Source organism: Streptomyces sp. NPDC090083 (assembly GCF_044747445.1).
GTDB lineage: Bacteria > Actinomycetota > Actinomycetes > Streptomycetales > Streptomycetaceae > Streptomyces.
This window is the reverse complement of sequence record NZ_JBIVED010000004.1, coordinates 79649-106196: the sequence shown is the minus strand read 5'-3', so window position 1 is coordinate 106196 and position 26548 is coordinate 79649. Positions and strand designations below refer to the sequence as shown.

At 70.1% G+C, this 26548-nt stretch carries 22 protein-coding genes (1 of these 22 only partly in view); 9 read left to right on the top strand and 13 right to left on the bottom strand.

Annotation, left to right across the window (positions count from 1 at the left end):
• The first annotated feature begins 18 nt into the window (after positions 1-18).
• The 4 genes from ACIPTO_RS15865 to ACIPTO_RS15850 all read left to right on the top strand — a co-directional run bounded on the left by ACIPTO_RS15865 (position 19) and on the right by ACIPTO_RS15850 (position 3394).
• Complete coding sequence (locus tag ACIPTO_RS15865) at positions 19-228, top strand: ferredoxin (RefSeq protein ID WP_366325741.1); 210 nt, start codon at positions 19-21, stop codon at positions 226-228.
• 45 nt (positions 229-273) lie between these two features.
• Positions 274-1524, top strand: coding sequence for an activator-dependent family glycosyltransferase (locus ACIPTO_RS15860; protein WP_401192211.1), 1251 nt, complete (start codon positions 274-276; stop codon positions 1522-1524).
• Between the two features lie 80 nt (positions 1525-1604).
• The gene (rfbB, locus tag ACIPTO_RS15855; RefSeq protein WP_401192209.1) at positions 1605-2609 is read left to right on the top strand and encodes a dTDP-glucose 4,6-dehydratase; all 1005 of its coding nucleotides are present in this window, start codon (positions 1605-1607) and stop codon (positions 2607-2609) included.
• On the top strand, positions 2603-3394 hold the full coding sequence (locus ACIPTO_RS15850) for a BTAD domain-containing putative transcriptional regulator (protein ID WP_401192206.1): 792 nt from the start codon (positions 2603-2605) through the stop codon (positions 3392-3394). Before rfbB ends, ACIPTO_RS15850 begins: the two co-directional genes overlap by 7 nt.
• 25 nt (positions 3395-3419) lie before the next feature.
• Here the strand turns inward: ACIPTO_RS15850 and ACIPTO_RS15845 are convergent, their stop codons facing one another.
• A complete protein-coding gene (locus ACIPTO_RS15845; RefSeq protein WP_366325733.1) occupies positions 3420-4364 on the bottom strand; it encodes an NAD(P)-dependent oxidoreductase in 945 nt (314 codons plus the stop codon).
• Between the two features lie 258 nt (positions 4365-4622).
• On the opposite strand from ACIPTO_RS15845, the gene ACIPTO_RS15840 reads away from it, so the two are divergent.
• Positions 4623-5216: a dTDP-4-dehydrorhamnose 3,5-epimerase family protein gene (locus ACIPTO_RS15840; protein ID WP_401192203.1), complete on the top strand. Its 594-nt coding sequence runs from the start codon at positions 4623-4625 to the stop codon at positions 5214-5216.
• 51 nt (positions 5217-5267) lie between these two features.
• Complete coding sequence (locus ACIPTO_RS15835) at positions 5268-6494, top strand: macrolide family glycosyltransferase (protein WP_401192201.1); 1227 nt, start codon at positions 5268-5270, stop codon at positions 6492-6494.
• Positions 6495-6575: 81 nt separating this feature from the next.
• Here ACIPTO_RS15835 and rfbH read toward each other — a convergent pair whose 3' ends face one another.
• Positions 6576-7877, bottom strand: a complete 1302-nt coding sequence (gene rfbH / locus ACIPTO_RS15830; RefSeq protein ID WP_366325728.1) for a lipopolysaccharide biosynthesis protein RfbH — start codon at positions 7875-7877, stop codon at positions 6576-6578.
• A 286-nt stretch (positions 7878-8163) separates the two neighbouring features.
• Here rfbH and ACIPTO_RS15825 point away from each other — a divergent pair, with 286 nt between their 5' ends.
• Positions 8164-9510, top strand: coding sequence for an acyltransferase (locus ACIPTO_RS15825; RefSeq protein WP_401192197.1), 1347 nt, complete (start codon positions 8164-8166; stop codon positions 9508-9510).
• A gap of 80 nt (positions 9511-9590) precedes the next feature.
• On the opposite strand, the gene metK is transcribed toward ACIPTO_RS15825, so the two are convergent.
• From metK to ACIPTO_RS15810, 3 genes are all read right to left on the bottom strand, one after another.
• A complete protein-coding gene (gene metK, locus ACIPTO_RS15820; RefSeq protein ID WP_401192195.1) occupies positions 9591-10799 on the bottom strand; it encodes a methionine adenosyltransferase in 1209 nt (402 codons plus the stop codon).
• 85 nt (positions 10800-10884) lie between these two features.
• Positions 10885-11493, bottom strand: a complete 609-nt coding sequence (locus tag ACIPTO_RS15815) for a nucleosidase (RefSeq protein WP_401192192.1) — start codon at positions 11491-11493, stop codon at positions 10885-10887.
• 45 nt (positions 11494-11538) lie between these two features.
• Positions 11539-11889 carry a DoxX family protein gene (locus ACIPTO_RS15810; protein WP_401192190.1) on the bottom strand — a complete coding sequence of 117 codons (351 nt, stop codon included), beginning with the start codon at positions 11887-11889 and terminating at the stop codon, positions 11539-11541.
• A 178-nt stretch (positions 11890-12067) separates the two neighbouring features.
• Between ACIPTO_RS15810 and ACIPTO_RS15805 the strand changes: the two genes are divergently transcribed.
• Positions 12068-12688, top strand: a complete 621-nt coding sequence (locus ACIPTO_RS15805) for a haloacid dehalogenase (protein WP_366325718.1) — start codon at positions 12068-12070, stop codon at positions 12686-12688.
• A 63-nt stretch (positions 12689-12751) separates the two neighbouring features.
• Here the strand turns inward: ACIPTO_RS15805 and scpA are convergent, their stop codons facing one another.
• From scpA to ACIPTO_RS15765, 8 genes are all read right to left on the bottom strand, one after another.
• Positions 12752-14890, bottom strand: coding sequence for a methylmalonyl-CoA mutase (gene scpA, locus ACIPTO_RS15800; protein ID WP_401192187.1), 2139 nt, complete (start codon positions 14888-14890; stop codon positions 12752-12754).
• Positions 14887-16758 carry a methylmalonyl-CoA mutase family protein gene (locus ACIPTO_RS15795; RefSeq protein WP_401192184.1) on the bottom strand — a complete coding sequence of 624 codons (1872 nt, stop codon included), beginning with the start codon at positions 16756-16758 and terminating at the stop codon, positions 14887-14889. The genes scpA and ACIPTO_RS15795 overlap by 4 nt, the downstream gene beginning before the upstream one ends.
• A gap of 138 nt (positions 16759-16896) precedes the next feature.
• Positions 16897-18261 (bottom strand): FAD-dependent oxidoreductase, encoded by a 1365-nt coding sequence (locus ACIPTO_RS15790; protein WP_401192181.1) that lies wholly within the window; start codon positions 18259-18261, stop codon positions 16897-16899.
• 294 nt (positions 18262-18555) lie between these two features.
• Positions 18556-18999 (bottom strand): AMP-binding protein, encoded by a 444-nt coding sequence (locus ACIPTO_RS15785; protein ID WP_401192179.1) that lies wholly within the window; start codon positions 18997-18999, stop codon positions 18556-18558.
• Positions 19000-19289: 290 nt separating this feature from the next.
• Positions 19290-20045, bottom strand: coding sequence for a VC0807 family protein (locus ACIPTO_RS15780; RefSeq protein ID WP_366325708.1), 756 nt, complete (start codon positions 20043-20045; stop codon positions 19290-19292).
• Positions 20046-20093: 48 nt separating this feature from the next.
• A complete protein-coding gene (locus ACIPTO_RS15775) occupies positions 20094-20714 on the bottom strand; it encodes a TetR/AcrR family transcriptional regulator (protein WP_401192176.1) in 621 nt (206 codons plus the stop codon).
• A 73-nt stretch (positions 20715-20787) separates the two neighbouring features.
• The gene (locus ACIPTO_RS15770; RefSeq protein WP_401192173.1) at positions 20788-21783 is read right to left on the bottom strand and encodes a Gfo/Idh/MocA family protein; all 996 of its coding nucleotides are present in this window, start codon (positions 21781-21783) and stop codon (positions 20788-20790) included.
• A complete protein-coding gene (locus ACIPTO_RS15765) occupies positions 21780-23159 on the bottom strand; it encodes an NDP-hexose 2,3-dehydratase family protein (protein WP_401192171.1) in 1380 nt (459 codons plus the stop codon). The genes ACIPTO_RS15770 and ACIPTO_RS15765 overlap by 4 nt, the downstream gene beginning before the upstream one ends.
• 361 nt (positions 23160-23520) lie before the next feature.
• Between ACIPTO_RS15765 and ACIPTO_RS15760 the strand changes: the two genes are divergently transcribed.
• On the top strand, positions 23521-26548 hold the 5' portion of the coding sequence (locus tag ACIPTO_RS15760; protein ID WP_401192168.1) for a type I polyketide synthase. The gene runs 9362 nt beyond the window's last position; only the first 3028 of its 12390 coding nucleotides appear in the window; it begins with the start codon at positions 23521-23523; its stop codon lies beyond the right edge, outside the window.

Here is a 26548-nt window from a genome sequence, read left to right as displayed (position 1 = left end):
AGCGCACAGGAGACCCGCATGGACATCGCGATCGACCACGACAACTGCATCGGCTCCGGTCAGTGCGTCCTCAGCGCACCCGACGTCTTCGACCAGGACGACGACGGCTTCGTCCTGTTGCTGGTCGACCGACCCGGCGACGGCCACGCCGTCGCCCTACGCGAAGCCGCCGAATCCTGCCCGATGAGGGCCATCACCGTGACGGAGGACCGGGGACTCACGGCCTGAGCGCCGCCCTGTGCCACCGCACGGATCCGACGAGGAGAGGAACCCATGCGCGTCCTGTTCGCCGGCCTGCCGGAGAAGTCGCACGTCTTCACGATGGTGCCGCTGGCCTGGGCCCTGACGGCCGCCGGGCACGAGGTGCTGATGGCCAACGCGCCCTCACTGAACGAGGCCGTCACCGGCGCCGGACTGGTGGCGGCGCCGGTCGGCTCCGATCACGACGACGTCCACCGCGACATGTCCGCCGCACGCGACTCGCAGGACGCCGACGTGGCCAACTGGAGCCGCCTCGGCTACGGCGACGTCGATCACGCCAGCATGGTCGAGCGCTACCGGATCAGCGTGCCGTACGGGTTCGCCCGCTACAACGACCCCCTCCTCGACGACCTCGTCGCCCTCGCCCGCGACTGGAAGCCCGACCTCGTCGTCCGCGACCCGATCGCCTACGCGGGCGGCATCGCGGCGCGTGCCTGCGGCGCCGCGCATGCCCGACTGCTGTGGTGCGCGGACGTGTACGGCCAGGCCCGCGGCACGTTCGTCGAACTCGCCCACGACGTGTCCGACGAGCAGCGGGTGGATCCGCTCGCCGACTGGATCAGCGAGCGCGGACAGGCCTACGGTGTGCGCTGCGACGAGGAGCTGCTCAACGGGCAGTTCACCCTCGACACCCTGCCGCCGAGCCTGCGTCCGCCCAGCGACCTCCACCAGCTGTCGATGCGGTACGTGCCCTACAACGGCACCGCCGTGCAGTGGGACTGGCTGCGCGAGGAGCCCAAGCGGCCCCGCGTCTGCGTCACCCTGGGCCGCACCAACACCGAGGCGTACGGCGGCGATTACGTCGACGTCGCCGGTCTGCTGCGGAGCCTGTCCCGGCTCGACGCCGACATCGTCGCCGCCCTCACGCCCGAGCAGGCCGAACAGCTGGACAACCTGCCGGCCAACGTCCTCGCCGTCAGCGGAGTGGCGCTCGGCACCCTGCTGCCGAGCTGTTCCGCCGTGATTCACCACGGTGGCTGGGGCTCGTTCTCCACAGCCCTGGTCAACGCCGTGCCGCAACTCGCCGTGTCCACCTTCGTCGCCGACCAGGAACTGCGCGGCCGGTCCCTGGAGGACAGCGGCGCCGGACACTTCCTGCACCACACCGACGCCGACCCCGACCGCGTCCTGGACCTCACCCGGCAACTCCTGGAGGACGGCTCCTACCGCGCCGCCGCCCGCCGGCTGCGCGACGAGTCCGCCGCCATGCCGACCCCGCACGCCCTCGTCCCCGAACTCGAACGCCTCGTCGCGGACCGCTGAAACCCGGCCTCCCCGCGACGTACATCCATGAAAGGAGGACGGCGCGTCACCCGGCCCGCCCGGTGACGCGCCGCACTCAGATGAGCCAGACGCGCATCCTGGTGACCGGCGGAGCCGGCTTCATCGGCTCCCACTACGTCCGGACCATGCTCGGACCCCTCGGCCCCGACGACGTCACCGTCACCGTCCTCGACGCCTTCACCTACGCCGCGAACCTGTCCAACCTCGCCCCGGTGGCGGACTCCGACCGCTACCGGCTCGTCGTCGGCGACATCTGCGACCCAGAGCTGGTCGACGGCCTGATGGCGGAACACGACCACGTGGTGCACTTCGCCGCCGAGTCCCACGTGGACCGCTCCCTGGCGAGCGCCACCGAGTTCGTGCGCTCCAACATCCTCGGCACCCAGAACCTCATGGACGCCGCCCTGCGACGCGGCATCGACCGGTTCGTGCACATCTCCACGGACGAGGTCTACGGCTCCATCGCCACGGGCTCCTGCTCCGAGGAGCAGCCGCTCCACTCCAACTCGCCCTACGCCGCGTCCAAAGCATCCAGTGACCTGATCGCCCTGGCCTACCACCGCTCCCACGGACTGGACGTGAGCGTGACGCGGTGCTCCAACAACTACGGGCCCTACCAGTTCCCCGAGAAGATCATCCCGCTCTTCATCACGCGGCTGCTCGCCGGCGAGAAGGTCCCGCTCTACGGCGACGGACTGAACGTGCGCGACTGGCTGCACGTCGACGACCACATCCGCGCGGTCGAACTCGTCCGTACCCGGGGCCGGGCCGGTGAGGTCTACAACATCGGCGGCGGCACCGAACTGGACAACCGCAGCCTGACCGGGCTCCTCCTCGACGCCTGTGGCGCCGACTGGGACAGCGTGGACTACGTCACCGACCGCAAGGGCCACGACCGCCGCTACTCCGTGAACTGGCGGAAGGTCCATGTCGAACTCGGCTACAAGCCGCAGAAGGACTTCACCGACGGCCTCGCCGAGACCGTCGCCTGGTACCGCGACAACCCCGACCTGTGGGGCCGGGTCACCCGCCCCGAGGGGACGTCGGGAACCGGGTCGTGCTGACCTGGCACACTCTCGGCCCCCTGCGGGTCACGGCCGACGGCCGGGATGTCACCCCCACGCCGGCGAAGGTCCGCCAGGTGCTGGCGCTGCTGCTCGCCCGCCGCAACACGGTCGTCCCGCTGGAGGCGCTGACGAACGAGTTGTGGGCGGGGCATCCACCGCGCAGCGCCACCGCCACCGTGCGGACGTACGCCTATCAGCTGCGCAAGGCGCTGAACGGGGACCGGGATCCCGGTCCCGCCGAGTCCGGCCCGCTCGTCACCCACGCCCACGGCTACCTGCTGCGGGTCGGGACCGGAGCGTGTGACGCGGAGGATTTCGCACGGCTCACCGGCCGGGCCCGGACGGCACTCGCCGACGGTGACCCGGCCGGCGCCGTCGGACTGCTCGAACAGGCCATGCGGCTGTGGGACGGCCCGCCGTTCGCGGACGTCGCGCCGGGGCCCGCGCTGCACGGACACGCCCTGCGCCTGAACGAACTCCACCTCCAGGCCGAGGAGTTGCGGATCACCGCCACGCTACGGCTGGGCCTGCACCGCGATCTCGTCGGCGAGCTGAAGGAACTCGCCTGCGCGCACCCGCTGCACGAGTGGTTCCAGGGCGCCCTCATCATCGCCCTGGAACGGTGCGGCAGACGCAGCGAGGCACTGGAGGTCTACCAGCGGCTGAGCGCGCTGCTGCGGGACGAACTCGGCCTCGACCCCTCGCCGGGCCTGCAGCGGCTGCGCCAGCACGTGCTGACCGATCGTGTCGGCACGGCCGACCTCGATCTCCTGCCCAGCTGACCCCGCGGGCGGCCGAGGCCGTCGCTCACGCGTCGTCGGCGCTGTCCCGCTGCTCGGCCGCGGCACGCCACAAGTCCTCCACCATGTCCCGTGGCGTCCGTCGCGGCACCCACCCGAGGATCGAGCGGGCGGCCGACACGTCCACGGCCATCCAGTCCGTGTCCGCCAGCGAACGCGACGGCGTGGCGGGTCGCTCCACCAGCCGGGTGGAGCGACCGCTGACCGAGATCAGCAGATCCACCATGTCGCGTACCGGCTGCCAGGCACCGCTCGCGACGTTGATCACGTGCCCGCGGGCACCGGGGGAGCGCAGGGCCGCGACGACGGCTCGTGACACGTCCTGCGCGTCGACGAAGTCGCGGCTGCTGCGCAGCGGCGACACCCGCACCTCGGCGATCCGCCCCGGGACGGCCTCGTCGAGGAGCTGCGCGGCCACCTGGCCCAGCAGGCTCCCTCGCGGGGTACCGGCGCCGATCACGTTCGACAGCCGCAGCACCACCGCGTCCGTCGCGTCGTTCTCGACGGCCCGCAGGACCGCCCGCGTGCCGTGCAGCTTCGTCCGTCCGTAGTCGGTGGCCGGTTCCTCCGGGGAGGACTCGGTGAGCCACACCCCGTGCGGCTGCGGCGTGTATTCGTGCACCGAGCCCAGCTGCACCAGCCGGGGCCGGGAGTCGGCCGCCGACAGGGCCGCGAGGAGACGCTCCACCAGCAACTGGTTGCTGCTGCGCATCCGTTCGGCGGTCGGCGACCACACCTCTCCCGCGGCGTTCACGACGCCGACGGGCCTGGTCTCGTCGATCAGCTGGACCAGCGCACGAGGGTCGGCCTCGACGAGGTCCATCGGGTGGAAACGCCAGGACGCCGGCGTCTTGCGCGGGTGCCGGGCGACCGCGAGAACCTCGTAACCCGCCTGCTCCAGCTCGGCCCCCACATGGCGGCCGACGAATCCGGTCGCCCCAAGAACCAGCACACGGCCGGACCCCCTGTCCGGACCACTGGGCCGTCGCAGCGCACCGACATCCGGCATTCCGTCTCTCCTCCCGGGTCCGCGCGGTGCGCGCCCGTTCGCCTTCGCCGCCCCGCTCGATCGCGGGCCGGGCGGCACCACTGAAGCAGCCGCAGATGGAGAATCGCTCCAGTCCTCATCGACTGGAGCCGTCCACCGCCGTTCCTCGATCGATCCTTGATCGGGACGCCCTACGGTGTGGACACCATGAAGGTTCGAGAGATGGCTGTGCCGGACGCCTACCACATCACGCCGCACCTGCACCGCGACGAACGCGGCAGCTTCCACGAGTCGTTCCGACACGACAGGCTCGCCGAGGAGATCGGCCGCCCCGTGCCCGTGGCGCAGGTGAACTACTCGGTGTCGCGCCGCCGTACGCTGCGCGGGCTGCACGGCACGCTGCTGCCACCCGGGCAGGCCAAGGTGGTGTCCGTGGTGCGCGGCGCGGTCCTCGACATCGTCGTGGACCTCAGGGTCGGCTCCCCGACCTGGGGGGTGCACGAGGTGAACTGGCTGTCCGCCGAGTCCGGCGAGACCCTGTTCGTCGCCGAGGGCCTGGTGCACGGCTTCCTCGCCCTCACCGACGACACCTGCGTGTCGTACCTGTGCTCCACCGAGTTCGTGCCCGGCACACAGGTGGACATCGACCCCTTCGACCCTGATCTCGCCCTGCCCTGGGACCTGTCCGAGGCGCCCCTGATGTCGGAGAAGGACTCGTCGGCGGTCTCCGTCGCCACGGCCAGGGACTCAGGTCTCCTGGCCCGCTACGAGGACTGCCTCGCACACTACGAGGCGCTCCGGGCAGGCGCCCGCTGACCTGTTGGCCGCCCCGGCCCTTCCGGCCGCCGGACACCCCTCGGAGAGCCGATGCCGCCTGGCACCCGCACACCCAGAACCACCCGCCACTACGCCCTGATGCTGTTCGCCGACTTCGGCCACATCGCCCCCACGCTGGGAGTGGCCCGCGAACTCCTCGCACGCGGCCACCGGGTCACCTACGTCGTCGACGAGCGGTTCGCGTCCGTCGTCGAGGAGTGCGGCGCCCGGGCCGTGACCTACACCTCCGCGCGCGGCGACTTCTACCGTGCCGCCGACCCGAATCCGGACCGGCTCGCCCGTGACGGCTACGACCTGCTCGTCGACACCGTGCGGACCGTCTACCCCGCCGCCATGGCCGCACTGTCCGCCGATCCGCCGGACGTCGTGCTCTACGACTTCGAGACGGTCGCCGCCGGCCGCGTCTCCGCCCGCGTCCTCGGCGCGGTCCCGGTGCAGCTCTGCCCCAGCCACGCCGCCAACGAGACGTTCTCGATGCGGGCCCAGATGTGGGACGCCACGCATCCGCTCATGGCCGAGGGAGCCAAGGTGCTCATCGACTTCATGGGCGAACACGGAATAGGCCTGGACGAGATGGGCCGCTACGGCACCGAGTGGGACCTCCACAACCTGGTCTTCCTGCCCCGCGCCTTCCAGATCCAGGGGGACACCTTCGACGACCGGTTCGCCTTCGTGGGCCCCACCTTCAGCGAACCGGAGCCCGGCCTCTGGACACCGCCCGGCGACGGACGGCGGGTCGCCCTGATCTCCCTGGGCACCGAGTCGGGGGACCGCGGGGACTTCTTCCGGCTGTGCGCCGAGGCGTTCCCGGCGGCCGACTGGCATGTCGTCATGACACTCGGCCGGGGCAGCGATCCCGCACGCCTCGGCTCGCTGCCGGCACACGTCGAGGCACACCCCTGGCTCCCGCATCCCGCGGTCCTGCCGCACGCCGACGTGTTCGTGTGTCACGCGGGCATGGGCAGCCTGATGGAGTCCCTCTCCTACGGCACACCCGTGGTCGCCCTGCCGAGCACCCACGAACTGGAGCTGAGCGCACGGCGGTTGGAGGAATGCGGCGTCGGCCGCGCACTGCCCAGAGCCGGCCTCACCGCGCAGCGCCTCGCGGAGACGGTGAACGGGCTGCTCGCCGACCCCGACGGGAAAGAGGCTCTCGGCAGGATGCGGGACGCCATCCACGCGGCGGGCGGCGCCACCCGCGGTGCGGACCTGCTGGAGACATGGGCCGAGCGGGTCCCGGCGGCGGCCACCGGCTGAGCGACCGCCGACAGCGCACGAAACGGGGTGGGGCCCGGCACCACATGGTGCCGGGCCCCACCCCGTCGGCGCTCTCCCCGATCAGTGAGGCAGGGTCACGTACTCGGTCACCGTGTTGATGCTGTGGTCGATCATCTCGTCGGTCAGCCCCGGGTACACACCGATCCAGAACGTCCGCTCGGTGGTGATGTCACTGTTGGTGAGCGGCCCGCTGACCCGGAACTCCCGTCCCTCGTATGCCGGATGCCGGGTCAGGTTGCCCGCGAAGAAGCGGCGGGTGGCGACCATGCTGGACTCCAGGTGGTCGATGAGGGCACCCGTGGCGAACGGCGCTCCCGGCTGCACGGTGATGGCGAAACCGAACCAACTCGGGTCGGCACCCGGCGTCGCCTTCGGAAGCACCAGGTGCGGCAGTCCGTCCAGACCCTCCCGCAGCCGGTTCCAGTTGTGCCGACGGGCGGCACCGAACTCGTCGATCCGGCTGAGCTGTTGCAGTCCGAGAGCCGCGGAGACGTCCGTCGACTTCAGGTTGTAGCCCACGTGGGAGAAGATGTACTTGTGGTCGTACCCCTCAGGCAGCGACCCCATCTGGATCTCGAAGCGCTTGAAGCAGCGGTTGTCCTCGCCTGGCTCGCACCAGCAGTCCCGGCCCCAGTCGCGCATCGACTCGACTATCCGCGCGAGGATCATGTTGTCCGTCAGTACGCAGCCTCCCTCGCCCATGGTGATGTGGTGGGCGGGGTAGAAGCTCTCGGTGGCCAGGTCGCCGAAGGTGCCGGTCAACTGCCCCTGATAGGTGCTGCCGAAGGCGTCGCAGTTGTCCTCGATGAGGAACATGTCGCGTTCCTGTGCCAGTTGGGCGATCTCCGCCACCTCGAAGGGATTGCCCAGCGCGTGCGCCATCATGATCGCCCGGGTGCGCGGACCGATCGCCTGCTTCACCTTCTCGAACGACGCGTTGTACGTGCCCAGTTCGACGTCCACGAAGACCGGCACCATACCGGTCTGCAGGATCGGGTTGACCGTCGTGGGGAACCCCGCCGCGACCGTGATCACCTCGTCGCCGGGTTTCAGCCGGTCCTCGCCCAGCTGCGGTGAGGTGAGGCTGCTGAGGGCCAGCAGGTTGGCCGACGAGCCGGAGTTGGTCAGATGCGCCTTGCGCAGCTTGAAGTACTTGGCCAGTGCCCGTTCCAGCTTGCGCGAACTGGGACCGGCGGCGATGCGCATGTCGAGTGCCGCCTCCACCAGCGCCACCCGGTCGTCCTCGGTGAGCACCGCACCCGAGGCCTGCACCGGCGTGGTGCCCGCTACGAATCCCGATGAGACGGTGGAGCGGTGGTATTCCCGAACCAGGTCGAGGATCTCGCTCTTGTCGTTCCCCACGGCTGATGGCCTCCTGTATGTGCCGGTGGGGACGAGACGTACGGCCGGCTCGCAGTCGAAGCGGGTCCCCACGCCCGTATCGTTCGATCGGGGGAGCACCAGAGCAGCACGAGAGCCCGCTCGCGGGCCAGGTGTGCCGGTGGATTCTAGGGATCCACCAAAACCATCGGGCACTTATGAGCCCGTCTCTGACGGTCTAGGGATTTCATCACCCAGGGCACGGCACCCTGAAGTGCCGAGTCCCGAACCCCCGGCGGGCCCATCGCCTAACCCTGGAGACGCTCCCATGAAGTTCGGCCGCCCAGCGGGCGATTCCCAGCGCACTGTCGTCCTGCACGGGGGAGGGGCGTCCGGCGAACGGGTCCGGCTCAGCGTCTACGACCTGATGAACGGCACCTTCGCCACGCCGCGCGTCTTCTTCTACCGGCAGACGCTGGACACCGATGCCGTGATGGACTCCCTGCGCCGCACGCTGGCCCACTATCCGCTGCTCACCGGACGCCTCGAACGCGACGCGGACGGCGGCCTCAGCGTGCTGTGCAACGACGCCGGCGCGGCCTTCACGGTCGTCCACTCCGACCGGGCCATGCCCGACTACGGGCCCGACCACAGCGCCAAGGGCGACCTGCGCCGCTACATCTCCTGGGTCAACGCCTTCCGCGTCGTCGGCCACGACACTCCGCTGCTCTCGGTCAAGCTGACCCACATGAACGGCGGTGGATCCGTACTCGGCGTTTCCATCAGCCACAGTGTCGTCGACGGCGGCGGCTACCTCGACTTCCTCCAGCACTGGTCCCGAACACATGCGGGGCAGGACATCCCCGCCCCGCCGTACGATCGCGCACTCCTCGACGGTCTCGGCGACGACGTGCGTCCCGAGCCGGACGACCCGCAGTACAGCGTCGTCACCGGCCGGCAGAAGTTCGGGTTCATCTGGCGGGTCAACGCGCGCTCCCGGAAGGTCCGTACCGTCACCCTCCGGTTCAGCGCCGCGGAGGTGCTCGCCCTGCGGGAGGCCGCGCGCGTCGACGAGGACTGCCACCGGCCCCCCGTCTCCAGCGGCGACGCGCTCAGCGCGCACCTGTGGCGAATCCTCGGCGCGCTGCGCGACCGGGAACCCGGCGCCGAGGAGCGCCTGGGCATCGTGGTCGGACTGCGTACCGCCCTCAAGTCCCGTCTGCCGGAGGGCTACTCGGGCAACGCCGTCTCCAACACCACGGCAGTCGTGTCGGCCCGTGAGCTGCGCGAGGAGCCGCTCTCCCACACCGTCTCGGCGGTACGCGCCGCACTGGACCGGGTGACCTTCGAGCGAGTGCAGCGGGAAGCCGCCTTTCTTGAGGCCCAGCGGAGCGCGGGATCCTCGGGCCGTGTCCTCAGCCGTATGTCGCTGGACGCCTTCGACGGCACGGTCGCGCTGAACAACGTCAGCCGACTCCCCGTCTACGAAGTGGAGTTCGGAGCCGGCCGGCCGTTCTGGTTCGAGTACCCGGCGAGCCCCATCCCGTGGACGGTACTCATCACCCCCACCCCCGACGACGACCACAGCCGTGACGTCCACCTGAGCGTCCCCACAGAGGCCGCCGACGCGCTGCGCACTCCCCGGTGGACCTCGCGTCTGTACAGCTCCGTTTGACTCCAGGGCACCCCTTGGCACGTGAAGGGCCCGCTGAAACCGGCCGATGGGTTTCAGCGGGCCCTTCACGTACAACGGACCTACGCCTCAACCGCCTTGCGCAGGGCGTCCACGCGGTCGGTGCGCTCCCACGTGAAGTCGGGGATCTCACGGCCGAAGTGGCCGTAGGCGGCGGTCTGGGCGTAGATGGGGCGCAGCAGGTCGAGGTCGCGGATGATGGCGGCCGGGCGGAGGTCGAAGACCTCGTCGATGGCCTTCTCGATCCGGTCGATGTCGACCGTGTGGGTGCCGAAGGTCTCGACGAACAGGCCCACCGGCTCGGCCTTGCCGATCGCGTAGGCGACCTGCACCTCGCAGCGCGAGGCGAGGCCGGCGGCGACGACGTTCTTGGCAACCCAGCGCATCGCGTACGCCGCCGAACGGTCCACCTTCGAGGGGTCCTTGCCGGAGAACGCGCCGCCGCCGTGGCGGGCCATCCCGCCGTACGTGTCGATGATGATCTTCCGGCCGGTCAGGCCCGCGTCCCCCATCGGCCCGCCGATCTCGAACCGGCCGGTCGGATTCACCAGGAGCCGGTAGCCGTCGGTGTCGAGCTTGATGCCCTCCTCCACCAGCGCCTTCAGCTCGGCCTCCACCACGAACTCCCGGATGTCGGGGGCCAGCAGCGACTCCAGGTCGATGTCGGAGGCATGCTGCGAGGACACCACGACCGTGTCCAGACGGACCGCCTTGTCACCGTCGTACTCGATGGTGACCTGGGTCTTGCCGTCCGGACGCAGGTAGGGGATGGTCCCGTTCTTGCGGACCTCGGACAGCCGCTTCGACAGACGGTGCGCCAGGAAGATCGGCAGCGGCATCAGGGTGGGCGTCTCGTCGGTCGCGTAGCCGAACATCAGGCCCTGGTCGCCCGCACCCTGCTTGTCGAGCTCGTCCTCATCGCCCTCGACACGCTTCTCGTACGCCGTGTCGACACCCTGCGCGATGTCCGGGGACTGCGCGCCGATCGACACCGACACCCCGCAGGAGGCGCCGTCGAAGCCCTTCTCGGAGGAGTCGTAGCCGATCTCCAGGATCTTGTCGCGGACGAGCTGCGCGATGGGCGCGTAGGTCTTGGTGGTGACCTCGCCGGCCACGTGCACCTGGCCGGTGGTGATGAGGGTCTCGACGGCGACCCGGGAGGTCGGGTCCTCCCGCAGAAGCGCGTCGAGAATGGTGTCACTGATCTGGTCAGCGATCTTGTCGGGATGGCCCTCGGTCACGGACTCCGAGGTGAACAGGCGACGGGACATGATTCTCCAGTGGTTGCCGCGGTCCCGGGAGGGGGCACCGCGCTGACGGACACGTTCGGGTTCTGGAGCCGGCCGGCACGGTGCCTCAGACCAGGTGGCGGCCGATCCAGTCGGCCAGCACGCCCGAAGCCGTCGCGGCGGCTTCGGGCCAGGCCGTAGCGGCGGACTCGTCGGCCTGGTCGCTGACGTACTTCACGATCCGGACCGGGATCCCGAACCGCTGGGCCACGGAGGCGATCGCGTAGCCCTCCATGTCGACGAGGTCGGCCCGCTCGGCCAGCAGCGTGCGCGTGCGGCTGTCGGCGATGAAGGAGTCACCGGTGGCCAGCGTGAGGCCCGGCCCGGGACGCACGGTCAGCGGACTGCCGTAGTAGGCGCCGCTGAGCTGGTGGAGCACATCGTCGGGCAGGTCGTGCTGGATGACTCGGGCCACCTCCACGACAGCATTCGGTGAATCCTTCAGCGCCCCTGCGGTGCCGACATTGACGACCTCCCGTGGACGGGCCGACGACAGCGCCAACGTCAGCTCCATCGCGGCGCGCACCTTGCCCATTCCCGTGATCAACAGGGGAAAGGTGTCGTCGAAGCGGGCCGCCTCCGCTTCCGCGGCCACCACGAGCAACGGGCGGTCGGGGCGTATCTCACCACGGAGACGGCCTGTGAAGGATGTTTCGGGCAGGGGAGCCAGCAGCACGGAATGTCCTGTTCGTGAGGGGTGGCCGCCGCGGGCGGGCCGGTGTCAGAGGTTCTGGACGGTCGAGAGCGTCACCAGCAGCGTCAGCAGGGTGAGCGAGGCCGGCGCGATGAGTCCTTTGCGGTCGTGGGCGCGCAGGTGGAACACCACAGCTCCGCAGAAGAACAGGAACACCCCCACACCTGCGGCGATCCCCAAGGGCGGGTAGGCCAGCCCGCTGAGCAGCCCCACCGCTCCCGCGCATTCCAGCAGCGCGAGGCGGGGCAGCCAGGAGTCCGGCACGTCCGCCCGGCGCAGTGAACCGACCACGGCCTCGCGTCGCTTCAGTTTGGCCAACGCCGAGCCCACGAGGACCAGTGACAGGACGATGGTGAGGGACAACTGGTTCGCGGACACGATGCTCCCATGCGACAAGACGGTGAGACGGCGACGGACCGTCGGTGGACGGCTGTCCCCATGCTTGCCGCGAAGCCACCAGGAGATCCCTAGAGCATCCTCCCCTCAAGGCGGGGTAGAAGTCAGTGCTATTGGGCTGCTGAGAGGTAACACCCGATGGCATACTCGAACAGGACTCATGTTGACTCACACCGCTGCCGTGTTCTTCTCCCTCGACTGCATCCTGGTCCGGGGGAGCAGCCTGTCCCACTTGGTCGAGGAACGCCTCGGACTGAGTGGGACCTCCGGCGTGCACGGGACAGGTGAGACCGACGCGGCCCGCTGGACGGGCATTCTCGAGTCGGCCCTGCACACCCAGCTCGGACGTCTGCCCGTGTTCCCCGGCGTCGCGGAGACGACCCGATGGTGCTGGGGCAACGGCCTGGTACCCGTCATCTCCGGGCTCGCCTGGGCGCCGATGGGCGCGCACCTGGCCGAGCGATTCGGTTTCCACTCGTACTCGGGCCGCTTCCTGGAGTCGGCGAACGGCCGGTTCACCGGCAGGACGGACGGTTCGTCAGCGCCCGTGAACCATGCCGACTTCGTCCTGGAACGGGCCGACGATCTCGGGTTCGAACCCATGAACTGCGCCGCGGTGGGCGCCTGCCCGACCGACGGCCCGCTCTTCGACGCCGTCGGCCTGGGCGTGGCCTTCAACGCGTCGTGCGGTGTGCGCTCACTCGCCACGACGTCCGTCGACGGCGAAGATCTGAGCGCCGTGATTCCCGCCCTGGAACGGCTGAGCGTCATCAGGGTGTGAACACACCGTGGCTGGAGGCGGCCGGAAAGCAGCTTCCCGCCCGCCCTCCACTTGTCGCCCCGGTCACCCTCGCCGGTCGAGCAGTTCGAGCACGTTCAGTGCCGACTCGCTGATCGGAGTGCCGGACGAGAAGATCGCCGCGACCCCCGCCGAGTGCAGTTCCTCCACGTCCTGGGGCGGGATGACACCGCCCACCACCAGCAGGACGTGCGGGGCACCCTCCTCGTCCAGTGCCCGGCGCAGCGGCGGAACCAGGGTGCGGTGGCCGGCCGCCAAGGAACTGATGCCGACGATGTGGACATCGGCCTCGATCGCCTGCCGGGCCACCTCCTCGGGTGTGGAGAAGAGCGGGCCGACGTCCACATCGAAGCCGAGATCGGCGAAGCCCGTCGCCACCACCTTCTGTCCGCGGTCGTGGCCGTCCTGGCCCATCTTGGCGACCAGGATCCTCGGCCGACGGCCGTGCTCCTCCGCGAAGGCGTCCGTGGCCAGGCGCACTCGCACGGTGGCGTCCTGCTGATCGGTCTCCGCGCCGTACACACCGGTCGCGATGCGCACGGTCGCGGCATGGCGGCCGTAGACCTTCTCCAGGGCGCCGCTGATCTCGCCCACGGTTCCTCTGGCGTGCGCCGCGTCGACGGCGAGGGCCAGCAGGTTGCCGTCGCCGGTGGCCGCGGCGTGGGTCAGCGCGTCCAGTCTGGCCCGCAGCGCCTCCGGGTCCCGCTCCTCGCGCAGTCGCCGTAGTTTGGCCAGCTGCTGCTCGCGGACCTTGGCGTTGTCGATCCGCAGGACGTCGACGTCCTCCGCCTCGCCCGAGGGGTGCAGGTTGACGCCGATGACAGGCTGGAGACCGGCGTCGATCCTGGCCTGGGTGCGCGCGGCGGCCTCCTCGATGCGCAGCTTGGGCAGTCCCGCGGCGATGGCCTTGGTCATCCCGCCCAGGACCTCGACCTCCTGGATGTGCTGCCACGCGAGGGCGGCGAGATCGTGGGTGAGCTTCTCCACGTAGTAGGAGCCGCCCCACGGATCGATGACCTTGGTCGTGCCGGACTCCGCCTGGAGCAGGAGCTGGGTGTTGCGGGCGATCCGGGCGGAGGAGTCCGTCGGCAGGGCGAGCGCCTCGTCGAAGGCGTTGGTGTGCAGCGACTGGGTCTGACCCTGGGCGGCCGCCATGGCTTCCACGCAGGTGCGCACCACGTTGTTGGACACGTCCTTGGCGGTCAGCGACCAGCCCGAGGTCTGCGAATGAGCGCGCAGTGCCAGGGAGCGGCTGTCGCGCGGCCCGAAGTTCCTCATCAGCCGTGCCCACAGCAGGCGGCCCGCGCGGAGCTTGGCGATCTCGGTGAAGTAGTTCATGCCGACGGCCCAGAAGAACGACAGCCGGGGCGCGAAGCGGTCGATGTCCAGACCGGCGGCGAGCCCGGCCCGTACGTACTCCACGCCGTCGGCGAGTGTGTACGCGAGTTCGAGATCGCTGGTCGCTCCGGCCTCCTGGATGTGATAGCCGGAGATCGAGATGGAGTTGTAGCGGGGCATGCGTGCGCTGGTGTGGGCGAGGATGTCGCTCACGATCCGCATCGACGGTTCGGGCGGATAGATGTACGTGTTGCGGACCATGAACTCCTTGAGGATGTCGTTCTGCACGGTCCCCGTGAGCTGCTCCTGCTTGACGCCCTGTTCCTCCGCCGCCGCGATGTACAACGCCAGGATCGGGAGCACCGCTCCGTTCATGGTCATCGAGACGCTCATGCGGTCCAGCGGGATGCCTTCGAAGAGCTGCCGCATGTCGTAGATCGAGTCGATCGCGACGCCCGCCATGCCGACGTCGCCGACGACCCGGGGGTTGTCACTGTCGTAGCCCCGGTGGGTGGGCAGGTCGAAGGCGACCGACAGACCCTTCTGCCCCAGGGCCAGGTTGCGCCGGTAGAAGGCGTTCGACTCCTCGGCCGTGGAGAAGCCCGCGTACTGGCGAATGGTCCAGGGCCGTGTGCTGTACATCGTCGGATACGGCCCGCGGACGTACGGCGCGAAGCCCGGCAGGGTGTCGAGGAAGCCGACACCGTCGAGGTCGGCCGGTTCGAGGAGAGGAGGGACCTCAAGACCCTCGGCAGTCGTCCACCACTCGCTCGCCGCACCCTGAGGGGTGGGCGGGACGCGGTGACCGCGCAGGGACGCGGTCGAGAAGTCGGGCAGGGACGTCATCGCACCTCCAGATCGTCGAGAACCCGCGCCAGCAGCGCGGGCATGTCCCCGTCGGACGGCAGGAACGCGGTGACGCCCGCAGACGCTGTCCGCTCCCGCTCCTCGGACGGGAACGCTGCCGCGAGGGCGTACACGACCGAGGCACCGGTCTCCCGTGCCGCGGTGACCAGCGCGCTCAGTCCCTCGGCGTCACCGGCGCAGACGCACACCGCCCGGGGCGCGCGCTCGCGCAGCACCGATGCCAGCTCGTCGGGATCGCCGACAGCCTGGTCGGTGGCCACACCGCCCGAGGCGAACAGGTTCCGGGCGCGGTCCAGGACACGGCTGTTGCGGGCCAGCGTGCCCGGAGCGACGAGAAGGACACTCGGACGTGCACCGGTCCGGTGGACATGGGCGTCGCTGCGGTCGCGCAGCGCCTCGAACTCCTCGGCGTACCTCACATCGGGCAGGGCGCCCGGCGGCAGCGGCGCGGCAGCGCCGTGCGGAGGGAGGGGCTCGTCGAGCACGGCGTAGGAGGAGATGCCCGTGAGGGGGCGCTCTCCCAGCGCGATGGCCCGACGCCGCTCGCGGGTCCTCTCGGCCAGATCCTTGAACGCCTGCCCACTGGCCAGGTGGTGTTGCATCCCGCCCGCCTTCTCGACGGCGGTGAAGTGCTCCCAGGCAGCCTCAGCCAGCCGGTCGGTGAGGCTTTCCACGTACGGCGATCCCCCCGCGGGATCGGACACCCGCCCCAGGTGGGCCTCATGGCGCAGGACGGCGTGCGTCGCACGGGCCACCCGCTGTCCGAGGGCGCCGGGTTCGGCACCGGCCGCGTCGAAGGGCAGGACCGTGATCGCCCGGGCGCCGCCGGTCACGGCCGCGACGCACGCCACGGTCGCCCGCAACATGTTGGTGCGGGCGTCGTGGCGGGTGAGCATGGCGTGCGAGGTCACCGCGTGCTGACGCTGCGCGCCGGCCTCCGGGACACCGCACAGGTCCGCGACACGGGACCACACCAGGCGGGCCGCGCGCAGCTTCGCGAGTGACCCGAACTGGTCGGCCGTCACCGCAAGCCGGAACTCGACGCGTGCGAAGAAGTCCTCGATCGGCACGCCCGCGTCCGTGAGCGTTCTGAGGTAGGCGACCGCGGTGGCCGTCGCGAGCCCGAGTTCCTCCGCCGGAGAGGCGCCGGCCCGGTGGTAGACGGTGCCGTCGACGGTGACGACCTCCATCGCGGGCAGTTCCTGGGCGAGCACGAACAGCGGGACCAGCTCGCCGAGTTCGGCCTGCACTCCGGTTCGGGCCTGCCGGCCGAGAGGATCGACGCCGAGGCTGCCGGTGACTGCGGCCGGGTCGATGCCGCGCTCCCGCACCTTGGCCAGCAGCGTGTGTGCCAGCGCATCGCTCGCGGGCGTGTCGTCCAGCACCAGCCCCACCCGAGCGAGGTCGACGGCGGCGAGGACCTGGGACAGGCCGCCGGAACGCAGCCAGTCGTCGTCGGTCGGCAGCCACAAGGTGTCGACGCCGCCCGCCAGTTCGGCACGGACCGACGACTCCGCGAGCGACCCGGGGCCGGTTACCGTGAGCCGCTGCCGAACCTCCCACCCGGTACTGACGTCCGGCGCGTCGGCGCCCCGCACGAAGGGCCACTGTCCGGGGCGCCCCCGGGGCGCGAGGCCCTGGAGATCGGCCTCGGTGTAAAGGGGTTTGAGCCGCAGACCGTCCTCGGTCCAGGTGGAGAGGGCGGTCTCCGGATCGTCGCCGGCGAGGTCCGCCGCGACGGTGGCGGCGGACAGCTCACGCCATTTCTCGAAGGTGGCCCCGGGGAATTCCCCGGCGAGGGCCAGCACTTGGCCGGGCATTGTCATCGCGTACGTCAACTTCCTCACGCGGGGGCCGTCCGGCCCGAAGCAGAGAACAGATCAATTTCACTGGGCATGGCGAACAAGCACCGTGCGAACAAGCCCTGTGCGAACAGGCCTTGTTCGCACAGGAGGTCAGGCTCCGGAGCGTTGGTGCCCTGCCGTCTACGCGCCGCTGGCTCCGAGCATGTTCTCGCGCTCGACGATCTTCACGCGCTCGCGGCCCTGCGGTTCGCCCAGTGCCTTCTCGGCGGCGTCGAGTTTGTACCAGCCGTCCCAGGTGGTGAAGCGGACGTTCCGTTCGGTGAGGAAGGCGTTGACGGATTCGGGTTGGGGTGAAGTGGGTGTGTGCAGGCGGCCGTTGGTGTGGTCGTCGAGGAGGTTGGTGACGGTTTCGTTGGCGTCGCCTTTGGTGTGTCCGATGAGGCCGACGGGGCCGCGGCGGATCCAGCCGGTGACGTACGTCGACTGGAGGTGCTCGCCGGTCTCCTGGATGACCCGGCCGCCTTCGTCGGGGACGGTGCCCGAGTCGATGTCCCAGGGCAGTTTGGGGAGCTTGTCGGAGAGGTAGCCGACGGCGCGGTAGACCGCGGTGACGTCCCAGTCCTTGAACTCGCCGGTGCCCTTGACGTTGCCGGTGCCGTCCAGGGCGGTGCGTTCGGTGCGCAGGCCGGTGACTGTGCCGTCCTGGCCGAGGATTTCGGAGGGGGACTCGAAGAAGTGCAGGAACAGCTTGTGCGGGCGGTCGCCGACGTCGCGGATCGCCCAGTTCTCCAGGGTCTTGGCCACCATGTCGGCCTGCTTGTTGCCGCGCCGGGTGGTGATCGAGCCCTCGTCGTAGTCGATGTCCTCGGGGTCGACGATGACCTCGATGTTCGGCGAGTGGTCCAGCTCGCGCAGCTCCATCGGGGAGAACTTCGCCTGCGCCGGGCCACGCCGCCCGAACACGTGCACCTCCAGGGCCTTGTTGGCCCTCAGGCCCGCGTGGACGTTCGGCGGGATCTCGGTCGGGAGGAGTTCGTCGCCGGTCTTGGCGAGGATGCGGGCCACGTCGAGCGCTACGTTGCCGACGCCCAGGACGGCGACCTTCTCCGCCTCCAGGGGCCAGGTGCGGGGGACGTCGGGGTGGCCGTCGTACCAGGAGACGAAGTCGGCTGCGCCGTAGGAGCCGTTGAGGTCGGTGCCGGGTATGGACATTTCGCGGTCGGCGGTGGCGCCGGTGGAGAAGATGACGGCGTCGTAGAAGCTGTGGAGGTCGTCGAGGCTGATGTCGGTGGGGTAGTCGACGTTGCCGAAGAGGCGGATCTGTGGTTTGTCCAGGACCTGGTGGAGGGCGGTGATGATGCCCTTGATGCGGGGGTGGTCGGGGGCGACGCCGTAGCGGATCAGGCCGAAGGGCGCGGGCATGCGCTCGAAGAGGTCGATGGAGACGCCGGGTTCGGTGGCGACCTCGGACTTGAGCAGGGCGTCGGCGGCGTAGATCCCGGCGGGGCCGGCTCCGACGATGGCTACCCGCAGGGGGCGCGGCATGATCAGGTTCCCTTCGAGCGATGACAGTGATGTGACCGGACGGCCTCGTGCGGGGAGGCCGACGTGATCTGACCGGCCGGGGAAGCCCCTGGAGCCGAACACGTCGGTCCGCGGTGATGGATGGCTTCCCGGCAGGTGCGATGCCTTTCGATGACGTTGCCGAACCCGGGCACGTCCTGGTGTGCGCGCGTCACACCGCCCAGGCAGGCAGATCGAGAATCGTGACGACGCAGGCCGTGGACATCCATCCCGGCCCTTGGGGACATCGGCAGCACATAGTCGCCGGGCGCCGCCTCATGGGTGGCGATCAGATGCTCCAGCGTGAGGAACACGTCGGTACCGCCGACGTGTTCGATGCCCCTGCCGTAGTTCCGAGTTGACCGGTCCATCGAGGCGCCCGGTGGTGCCCGAGGTGCAGAGGGCCCAGGCCGTCTCGTCGAGGCCGAGGTCGTCCCGGGCGGGGGTGAGCGGCGGGGTGACCGCGAGCTGCTCGACGTCGTCGACACCGGGTACGGATTCGGTGGCGCCGACAACGATCGGACCGCAGTCGAGCGTGCCGCCCCGGAGCGTCCGCTCCACCTGGGGCAGCTGGGTCGCGCCGGTGATCACCGTCCGGGCGCCGCTGTCGAGCAGGTGGTGGGTGAGTTCGGCGTCGGAGGATTCCGGGTCGACGGGCACGCCGACCGCTCCCGCGCGCGTGACGGCGAGACAACTCTCCACAGGGGGCTTCTCAGTCACGACATCGGAACCTTCCATCGCCTTGGCAACGGGGATGCCCGACTCTGATGGACCGGGCTGCCGGGCACAGCGGACGGCAGGGAGATCCCTTGCCCCCACCTACGAGGCCAGTATGTGCGGGGTCCGGTTAGGTCATTCCCTAGATCCGACCGGGCCGTGTGATCGGCCGGAACGCTCCCTGAGCAGGGCCGACACGCGAGACCAGGGGTATCGGCGCGTCGGCCTCAAGGCGGTCGGCGATGTTCGTCGCGGTGCCGCGGCGGCTACGTGCGTGAGCGTCGTGCACGAGGTCAGTCGTGTGTTTCGCTCTCCTCAGGTGCCGCTCCGAAGGCCAGGCGCCCCGGGTTACGGTCGGCGAAGATCTTGGCCAGGGTGTGGGTGCGGAACAGGATGATCTGCGTGATGATCTGGAGGAGGATCCACGACACCGCGTACAGAACGGCGTCCAGTGCGGGCACCGTGTCGATGGGCAGTGTGTAGGCCATGATGAGCCGGATCAGCGCGTCACACAGCAGACCGACACCCCACAGTACTGTCAGGGCTCGCCACACCCGACGGAACGCGGCGTCGGACTCCCACAACTGGTCCAGTTTCGCCGACCGGTCGGCCAGCAGGGTGCGCAGGGCCTGGTAGGTGAAGGGACGGCCGACGAACAGGGTGACCAGCAGCCAGACTCCGGCCAACGCGGTGAACAGGCTGTTGCGGGCCAGAGCGATGCGCGGGTCCGCGGTCACCAGCGAGGCCACCACGCTCACCATCAGCAGCGCGATGGTGAAGGCTCCGATCGCGTCCAGCTTCCGGTGGCGTATCGCCGAATGGACCGTGTGCAGCGCCGGCGCTGATCCGCTGACCAGCAGGGCGGTTATCTCTGCCGCTCCGGCGGCGCGCAGTACGTAATAGAGACCGACGGGCAGCACGATGTCGCAGACGACGGTGATCGCGAAGCTCCAGCGCGAGGAGGAGCTCTTGGACCGGGTGGGGGGTGTCGTCCCGTCGTGAGCTGACGAGGGTGCCGTTGACTCAGAGCGAGGTGTGGGGGAGGCCATGAGAAGTGCTCCTGAGGGTGACCTTGATGCATCCTGCCGGTCTTGGGGTCAGACGGACTTGACGCAGCGGTCGACCATGGTTGTCAGTTCGCGGGCGCATCGGTTCAGGTCCATCGTCGTCCGGGACAGATGATGCCTGAGGATCTCGTCGATGGCGCCGCGAATGGCCAGCGCCGTGGTCAAGGAGTCCGTGATGCCGAACTCTCCGGCGTCTCGGCCCTGTTGGAGCAGATCGGTCAGTTGGTCCACCGACGTGATGCTGCGTTCGACGGAGTCCAGGCCGCTGATCTGCCGGTCACGGATCATGGTCACGATCTCGATGAGTGCCCGGGTGTGGACGGGGTGGGTGGTGATGAAGTCGAAGGCCGATGTGATGTAAGCGCTCAGTTTGCCGTGATGTGTCCGCTCGTCACTCATGCGCGAAGTCGTCAATTTCTGCGCTGTGTCGAGGATGGTGCGGGCGACTTCAGAGAAAAGCTCGGGCTTTCCCGAGAAGTGATACGAGATCATGCCCGTACTGCTGAGCTCGGCCTGTTGCGAGATTCTGCTGAACGAAGCCTTCCTGTAGCCGGATTCGGCGAGTGTTTCGATAGCGGCCTCGACTATCTGAGCTCGCCGCGCAGTTTGCGTGAATGTTCTGATCTGCGCCTTGCCTTGTCTGCCCATCATGGGCCTCAGATTAGCCGGATCATGATCGTGAAATTCCTAGAGTTCGGCTCGGTTGGTCGGAACGGTGGGGCGGTCAGCCCACCGGGATTCGTCGTGCCGTCGCACGGACCGCGTCCACGAGGTCCATCATGGCGATCGAGTCCGTGTGCTGTCGGACGTCCCCGCCGCCCGCGCGGGCCGCCGAGGCGAACTCCCGCAGCAGGAGCATCAGTTGGTCGGAGGCGGAAAGGTCGAGCGGTTCCCGGCGGCCCTCCTCCTCGATGACGACGAGCGGCTGATGGGTGGCCGGCGGGGTGAACGCCCGCGACACGGTCAGCCGCGCCCGGTCGCCCCACACGGTGTACGTCGACGAGTAGGCGTGCTCGAAGCCGAACGCCAGCTCGGCCAGGACACCCGACGGCGACGCCAGCAGCACCTGCCCCGAGAGGTCGAGACCGTCCGAGACCCGGGTGCGCAGCGTGGCACCGGTCACCTCTAGTCCCGGCCCGAGGAGCAGGGTCGCGGCCCGCAGCGGGTACACGCCGACATCGAGCAGCGCGCCGCCGCCCAGCCCGGCGTCGTAGCGGATGTCGTCCTCCGGCAGCGGCGGAATGCAGAACGCGGACTGAAAGGAGACGACCCCGCCCAGCCGGCCCTCGTCCATCAGCTGACGCACACGGGTGTGCTGGGGGTGGTGGAGGAACATGAAGCCCTCGCGCAGCGCCAGGCCTCGTGCCTCCGCCAGTGCGCACAGGGAACGCGCTTCGGAGCCGTCGAGCCCGATGGGCTTCTCCACCAGCACGTGCTTGCCCGCGAGCAGTGCCCGCTCCGCCCACTCGTGATGCAGGGCCGTCGGCGTCGACACGTACACCGCGTCCACGTCGGGACGTTCGAGCAGTGCCTCGGGCTCCTCCTCGGCGGCGCAGCCGAACTGTTCCGCGAAGAGGGCCGCCTTCTTCGGCGTACGGCCGGCGACGGCCACCAGATCCCACTCCGGCATACCGACCACCGTGGGCAGGACCCGGCGCCACGCGATGGACGAGGTACCGATCGCCCCCAGGCGCAGCGGCCTCGCCGCCGGGGCCGTCACAGCGACCTCAGAGCGGTGATCAGCGTCCGGGCCTGGACGTTCACGTGGTGGCTGTAGCGCAGGAGTTCGTCGATCTGGCTCAGGGAGATCCACCGGAACTCGTCCGAGACCGGCTGGATCTCGTCCTCGACCTCGATGATCACATAGCGGCTCTCGGCGTTGAGGAACCGCCCGCCCTCCTCGGACAGCAGCACGTCGTACACGGCCGTGCCGGTCCGCGCCCGGGCCTCTTCCAGGTACGGCGGCCACGACTCGGACGGCAGGTGCGCGTAGTTCTCGGTGGTGCACTGCACCGTCGGGCCCAGCTCGACGACCGACAGGAACCCGGCCTCGGCGCGCGCCCGGAGCAGCACGTGCGGCACGCCGTCGATCCGGTGCACGAACAGGACCGCGAGGCCCGTGCCGTGCGGCTCGATGAGCGGCTGGGACCACGCGGCCACCTCGCGGCGACCCGACACGACGTCCACCGCGACGACGCTGAAGTGGAGTCCGCGCACATGGGAGACCGTGTGTGCGTCGCGACGCCAGCCCTTGGTCTCCGAGAGCGGGATCGGCACCACGTTCACCTCGTGTTCGGCCCGGCGCCGGGTGATCCAGCTGCGGACCTCGGCGTCCGAGTGCAGCGATCCGCCCACCCCGATGGCGTCCGTGCGCCAGTCCGGGAGGCACGACAGCACCGTGCGGGCGTCCATGTTCACGACGTTGTCCTGACGAAGCAGCATGTTCACCTGGCGAAGCGTCAGCCAGGCGAAGTCCTCACCTGCCTCCACCTCGGCACCGACCCGCACGATCATGTTCCGGTTCCGCTTGCGCAGGAACCACGAACCCTGCTCCGACTGCAGGACGTCGGCGATCACCGCACCCGGCTCGGGGCTGCGGAAACAGTCCAGGTACTTGACGGCCGAACCGCCGTGCACCTGAAGGTAGTTGCTCTTCGTCGCCTGGACGGTGGGCGACAGCTGCATCCCGTTGAGGTTGCCCGGCTCCGACTTCGCCTGCATCAGCAGGTGGGGTATGCCGTCGAAGTCCCGTACGGCGATCCCCAGGATGCCGATCTCGGACTGGTTGATGATCGGCTGCTCCCACTGGCTCACCGGCCCGAAGTCCGAACTGACCCGCAACCCGTGGACGGAGAAGAAGCGGCCACTGGCGTGCCGCAGATCACCGGTGAGCTGGTCGAACCGCCAGCCCTTCAGCTCCGCGAACGGCACCCGCTCCACCTGCTGCGGCTGCGAGCGACGCTGTTCCTCCAGCCATGAGGCGAGTTCCACGTCGTCCAGCACACCGCCGTCGACCGTCGCGGCGGAGGCGGCCAGTGCCGCCAGAGTTCCGGCCCTGTCGTCATGCGACGGCGCAGGCGCGATTGTCGAGCTCATCGATCCGCCCTTCTCTCGATACGGGAGTGCGACCGTGCGCGTGACTGATCGGGCCGAGAGGGCCACCGCGCATACCAGCGCCGCAAGATGTGCGGCCGACTGCCGCCCCCACAGCGTGCCCGCTCGAATTCGAGCATTCGCCTAGAAGCCGCCCCTTGCGGTCGGCCCCCGCACTGGCTATGCCCCGCCACCGGGCCCACGGCACCGGCCGGAACCGCCCCTGGTGACTACCCCCGCAAAGCCCCCGACGTGCCTAGAGATTCCCCTAGAGCGTTTCCCCGGATCGCCGGTCGGCCCCTGTCCGCGTGCGAATGTGTGAGTCGTCCCCAGCCTCCCGCCCCCGGTATTTGGAGTGCCATCGATGAACGAGCCGGTGCCCAACGCCGTCCGGAACACCGCTCCGGACCACGAGCCCGTCGCCGTGGTCGGCCTCTCGTGCCGGTTCCCGGGCGCCGACGATCCGGCCGCCTACTGGGAGCTCCTCACCGCGGGCCGCAGCGCTGTCACCGACCTCCCCGCGGACCGGCGCGCGGGCGTCCCCGCCGACGGCTGGCCCACCCCGCACGGCGGCACCGCGCCCCTGCGCGGCGGGTACATCTCCGCACCCGCCGACTTCGACGCCGCGTTCTTCGGCATCTCGCCACGCGAGGCCGACGCCATGGACCCGCAGGCCCGACTCGCCCTCGAACTGGGCTGGGAGGCCCTGGAACAGGCCGGGATCCCCGTCGCCGCCGCGCCCCGCTCCACCGCCGTCTACCTCGGCGCCGACGTCTGCGACTACGCCGACGTGGTCCGCGACGCCGGGCAAGGGGCCGGACACCACACCCTCACCGGTCTCAACAGGTCCCTCATCGCCAACCGGCTGTCCTACGCGCTCGGTGCCGGCGGCACCAGCATGACCGTCGACAGCGCCCAGTCCTCGTCCTTGGTGGCCGTCCAGCTGGCATGCGACAGCCTCCGGCGCGGCGACTGCGAACTGGCCCTCGCCGGCGGGGTGCACCTCAACCTCAGCCCCCAAAGCTCCCTGGCCGCCGCCCAGTTCGGCGCCCTCTCACCGGACGGCGCCTGCCATACCTTCGACGCACGCGCCAACGGCTACGTACGCGGCGAGGGCGGTGGCGTCGTCGTCCTGAAGCTGCTCTCCCGAGCCATCGTCGACGGCGACCACATCCACGCCGTGATCCGCGGCGGCGCCCTCAACAACGACGGCACCGGTACCAGCATCACCACCCCGGACGCCGACGCGCAGGCGGCCGTCCTGCGCACGGCCTGCCTGCGCGCGGGCGTCGACCCCGGCGACATCGGCTACGTCGAACTGCACGGCACCGGGACCCGCGTCGGCGACCCCGTCGAGGCCGCCGCACTCGGCGCGGTCCTCGGCACCGCCAAGGGCCGGCGCGCCCCGCTCGCCGTCGGCTCGGTGAAGACCAACATCGGTCATCTCGAAGGCGCCGCAGGCATCGCCGGACTGCTCAAGACGGTGCTCTGCCTCTCCCACCGCCACTTGGTGCCCACCCTCAACCACGACGAGCCGAACCCCGCCATCGACCTCGACGGCCTGGGCCTGCGCGTCCACCGCGAAACCGCCGCCTGGACGCCCGACGTACCGGGCACCCCGCTGCGCGCCGGAGTCTCCTCCTTCGGCATGGGCGGCACCAACGCCCACCTCGTGCTCGAAGAGGCACCCCCGGTCGAGAAGGCCTCGCGACAGCCAGGGACCGACCGCGCCACCGTGCCCTGGACACTGTCCGCCGCCACCCCCGACGCACTCCGCGCTCAGGCCGACCGCCTCTCCGCACATGTCCACGACACCGACGCCGACCCCGTCGACGTCGCCTGGTCCCTGCTCTCCGGGCGCACGCCCCTGGCGTACCGGGCCCTCGCCGTGGGCGGCGACACCGCGGAGCTGGTCGGCGGCATCACCACGGCGGCCCCGGCCGGCCCGCTGGAGGGCGACGTCCACCGACCGGTGTTCGTCTTCCCCGGCCAAGGAAGCCAGTGGCCCGGCATGGCCGCGGAACTCCTCACCACCTCACCCGTGTTCGCCGAGCGGCTCGCCGAGTGCGGCACCGCGCTCGCCCCGCACGTCGACTGGGATCTCGCCGCCGTCCTGCGCGGCGACACCGACGCCCCACCGCTGGACCGCTCCGACGTCGTACAGCCCGTCCTGTGGGCCGTCATGGTGTCCCTGGCCGCCCTGTGGCAGTCACACGGCATCCGGCCCGCCGCCGTGGTCGGCCACTCCCAGGGCGAGATAGCGGCCGCCTGCGTCGCCGGGGCCCTCAGCCTGGAGGACGCCGCCCTCGTCGTCGCACTCCGCAGCAAGATCCTGGTACCGCTGGAAGGCCGCAGCGGCATGGTCTCCCTCGCCCTCCCCGAGGACAGTGCCCGGCGCTTCGTCGCGTCGTGGGGCGACCGCGTCGTCGTAGCCGCCCTCAACGGCCCTTCGTCCACGGTGGTTTCCGCCGACATCGACACCGTCACGGACATCCTCGCCACCGCCGAACGACAGAACGTCCGCGCTCGCCGCGTAGGAATCGACTACGCCTCCCACTCCCCGCACGTGGAACCGGTCCGCGACGAGATGCTCGCCCTCCTCGCCGGCATCACCCCGCGCCACCCCGAGATCCCCTTCCTCTCCACCGTCACCGGCGACTGGATCGACGGCCCGCTCACCGACGCCCGCTACTGGTACGACAACCTCCGCAACCCCGTCCTCCTGGAGCCCTCCGTACGCGCTCTGGCCGGCGCAGGCCACGGCGCCTTCATCGAGGTCAGCCCGCACCCCGTCCTCATCGCCCCGGTGCAGGAGACCGTCGAGGCCGCGGCAGGCCCGGCGCAGGCGGTCGTCACCGGCACCCTCCGCCGCGACCAAGGCGGCGCCACCCGCTTCCAGACCTCCCTCGGCACCTTGTGGACCCGGGGCGCCGACGTCGACTGGACCCCCGTCTTCGAAGGCCTCGCCCCCCGGCGGATCGACCTGCCGACCTACGCCTTCCAGCGCAGGCGCCACTGGATCACCGGCACACCCGAAGCCGCCGTGGCCACCCCCGCACTCACCGCACAGCCCTCCACCGACACCGTCCCGGTCCCCTCCGGCACTCCGGTCACCGGACTCGACGGCGACACGGCGCTGCGCCTCGTCCGTGAGTCCACCGCGGTCGTCCTCGGCTACGCGGGTCAGACCCTCGTGGACCCCCAACGGACCTTCAAAGAACTCGGCATCGACTCCGTCACCGCCGTCGAACTGCGCGACCGGATCAACACCGTCGCCGGTCTAACCCTCCCGGCGACCGCCGTCTACGAGTACCCGACTCCCGCGCGGCTCGCCGAGAGCATGGGGACTTCCGCACCCTCCGACGACAGCGCAGGCGCCCCTCGTGCGGCCG

Coding starts and splice junctions, on each gene's coding strand:
- ACIPTO_RS15865 (WP_366325741.1), top strand. CDS start 19: ATGGACATCGCGATCGACCACGACAACTGCATCGGCTCCGGTCAGTGC.
- ACIPTO_RS15860 (WP_401192211.1), top strand. CDS start 274: ATGCGCGTCCTGTTCGCCGGCCTGCCGGAGAAGTCGCACGTCTTCACG.
- rfbB (WP_401192209.1), top strand. CDS start 1,605: ATGAGCCAGACGCGCATCCTGGTGACCGGCGGAGCCGGCTTCATCGGC.
- ACIPTO_RS15840 (WP_401192203.1), top strand. CDS start 4,623: ATGGCTGTGCCGGACGCCTACCACATCACGCCGCACCTGCACCGCGAC.
- ACIPTO_RS15835 (WP_401192201.1), top strand. CDS start 5,268: ATGCCGCCTGGCACCCGCACACCCAGAACCACCCGCCACTACGCCCTG.
- ACIPTO_RS15825 (WP_401192197.1), top strand. CDS start 8,164: ATGAAGTTCGGCCGCCCAGCGGGCGATTCCCAGCGCACTGTCGTCCTG.
- metK (WP_401192195.1), bottom strand. CDS start 10,799: ATGTCCCGTCGCCTGTTCACCTCGGAGTCCGTGACCGAGGGCCATCCC.
- ACIPTO_RS15805 (WP_366325718.1), top strand. CDS start 12,068: ATGTTGACTCACACCGCTGCCGTGTTCTTCTCCCTCGACTGCATCCTG.
- scpA (WP_401192187.1), bottom strand. CDS start 14,890: ATGACGTCCCTGCCCGACTTCTCGACCGCGTCCCTGCGCGGTCACCGC.
- ACIPTO_RS15790 (WP_401192181.1), bottom strand. CDS start 18,261: ATGCCGCGCCCCCTGCGGGTAGCCATCGTCGGAGCCGGCCCCGCCGGG.
- ACIPTO_RS15780 (WP_366325708.1), bottom strand. CDS start 20,045: ATGGCCTCCCCCACACCTCGCTCTGAGTCAACGGCACCCTCGTCAGCT.
- ACIPTO_RS15775 (WP_401192176.1), bottom strand. CDS start 20,714: ATGATGGGCAGACAAGGCAAGGCGCAGATCAGAACATTCACGCAAACT.
- ACIPTO_RS15765 (WP_401192171.1), bottom strand. CDS start 23,159: ATGAGCTCGACAATCGCGCCTGCGCCGTCGCATGACGACAGGGCCGGA.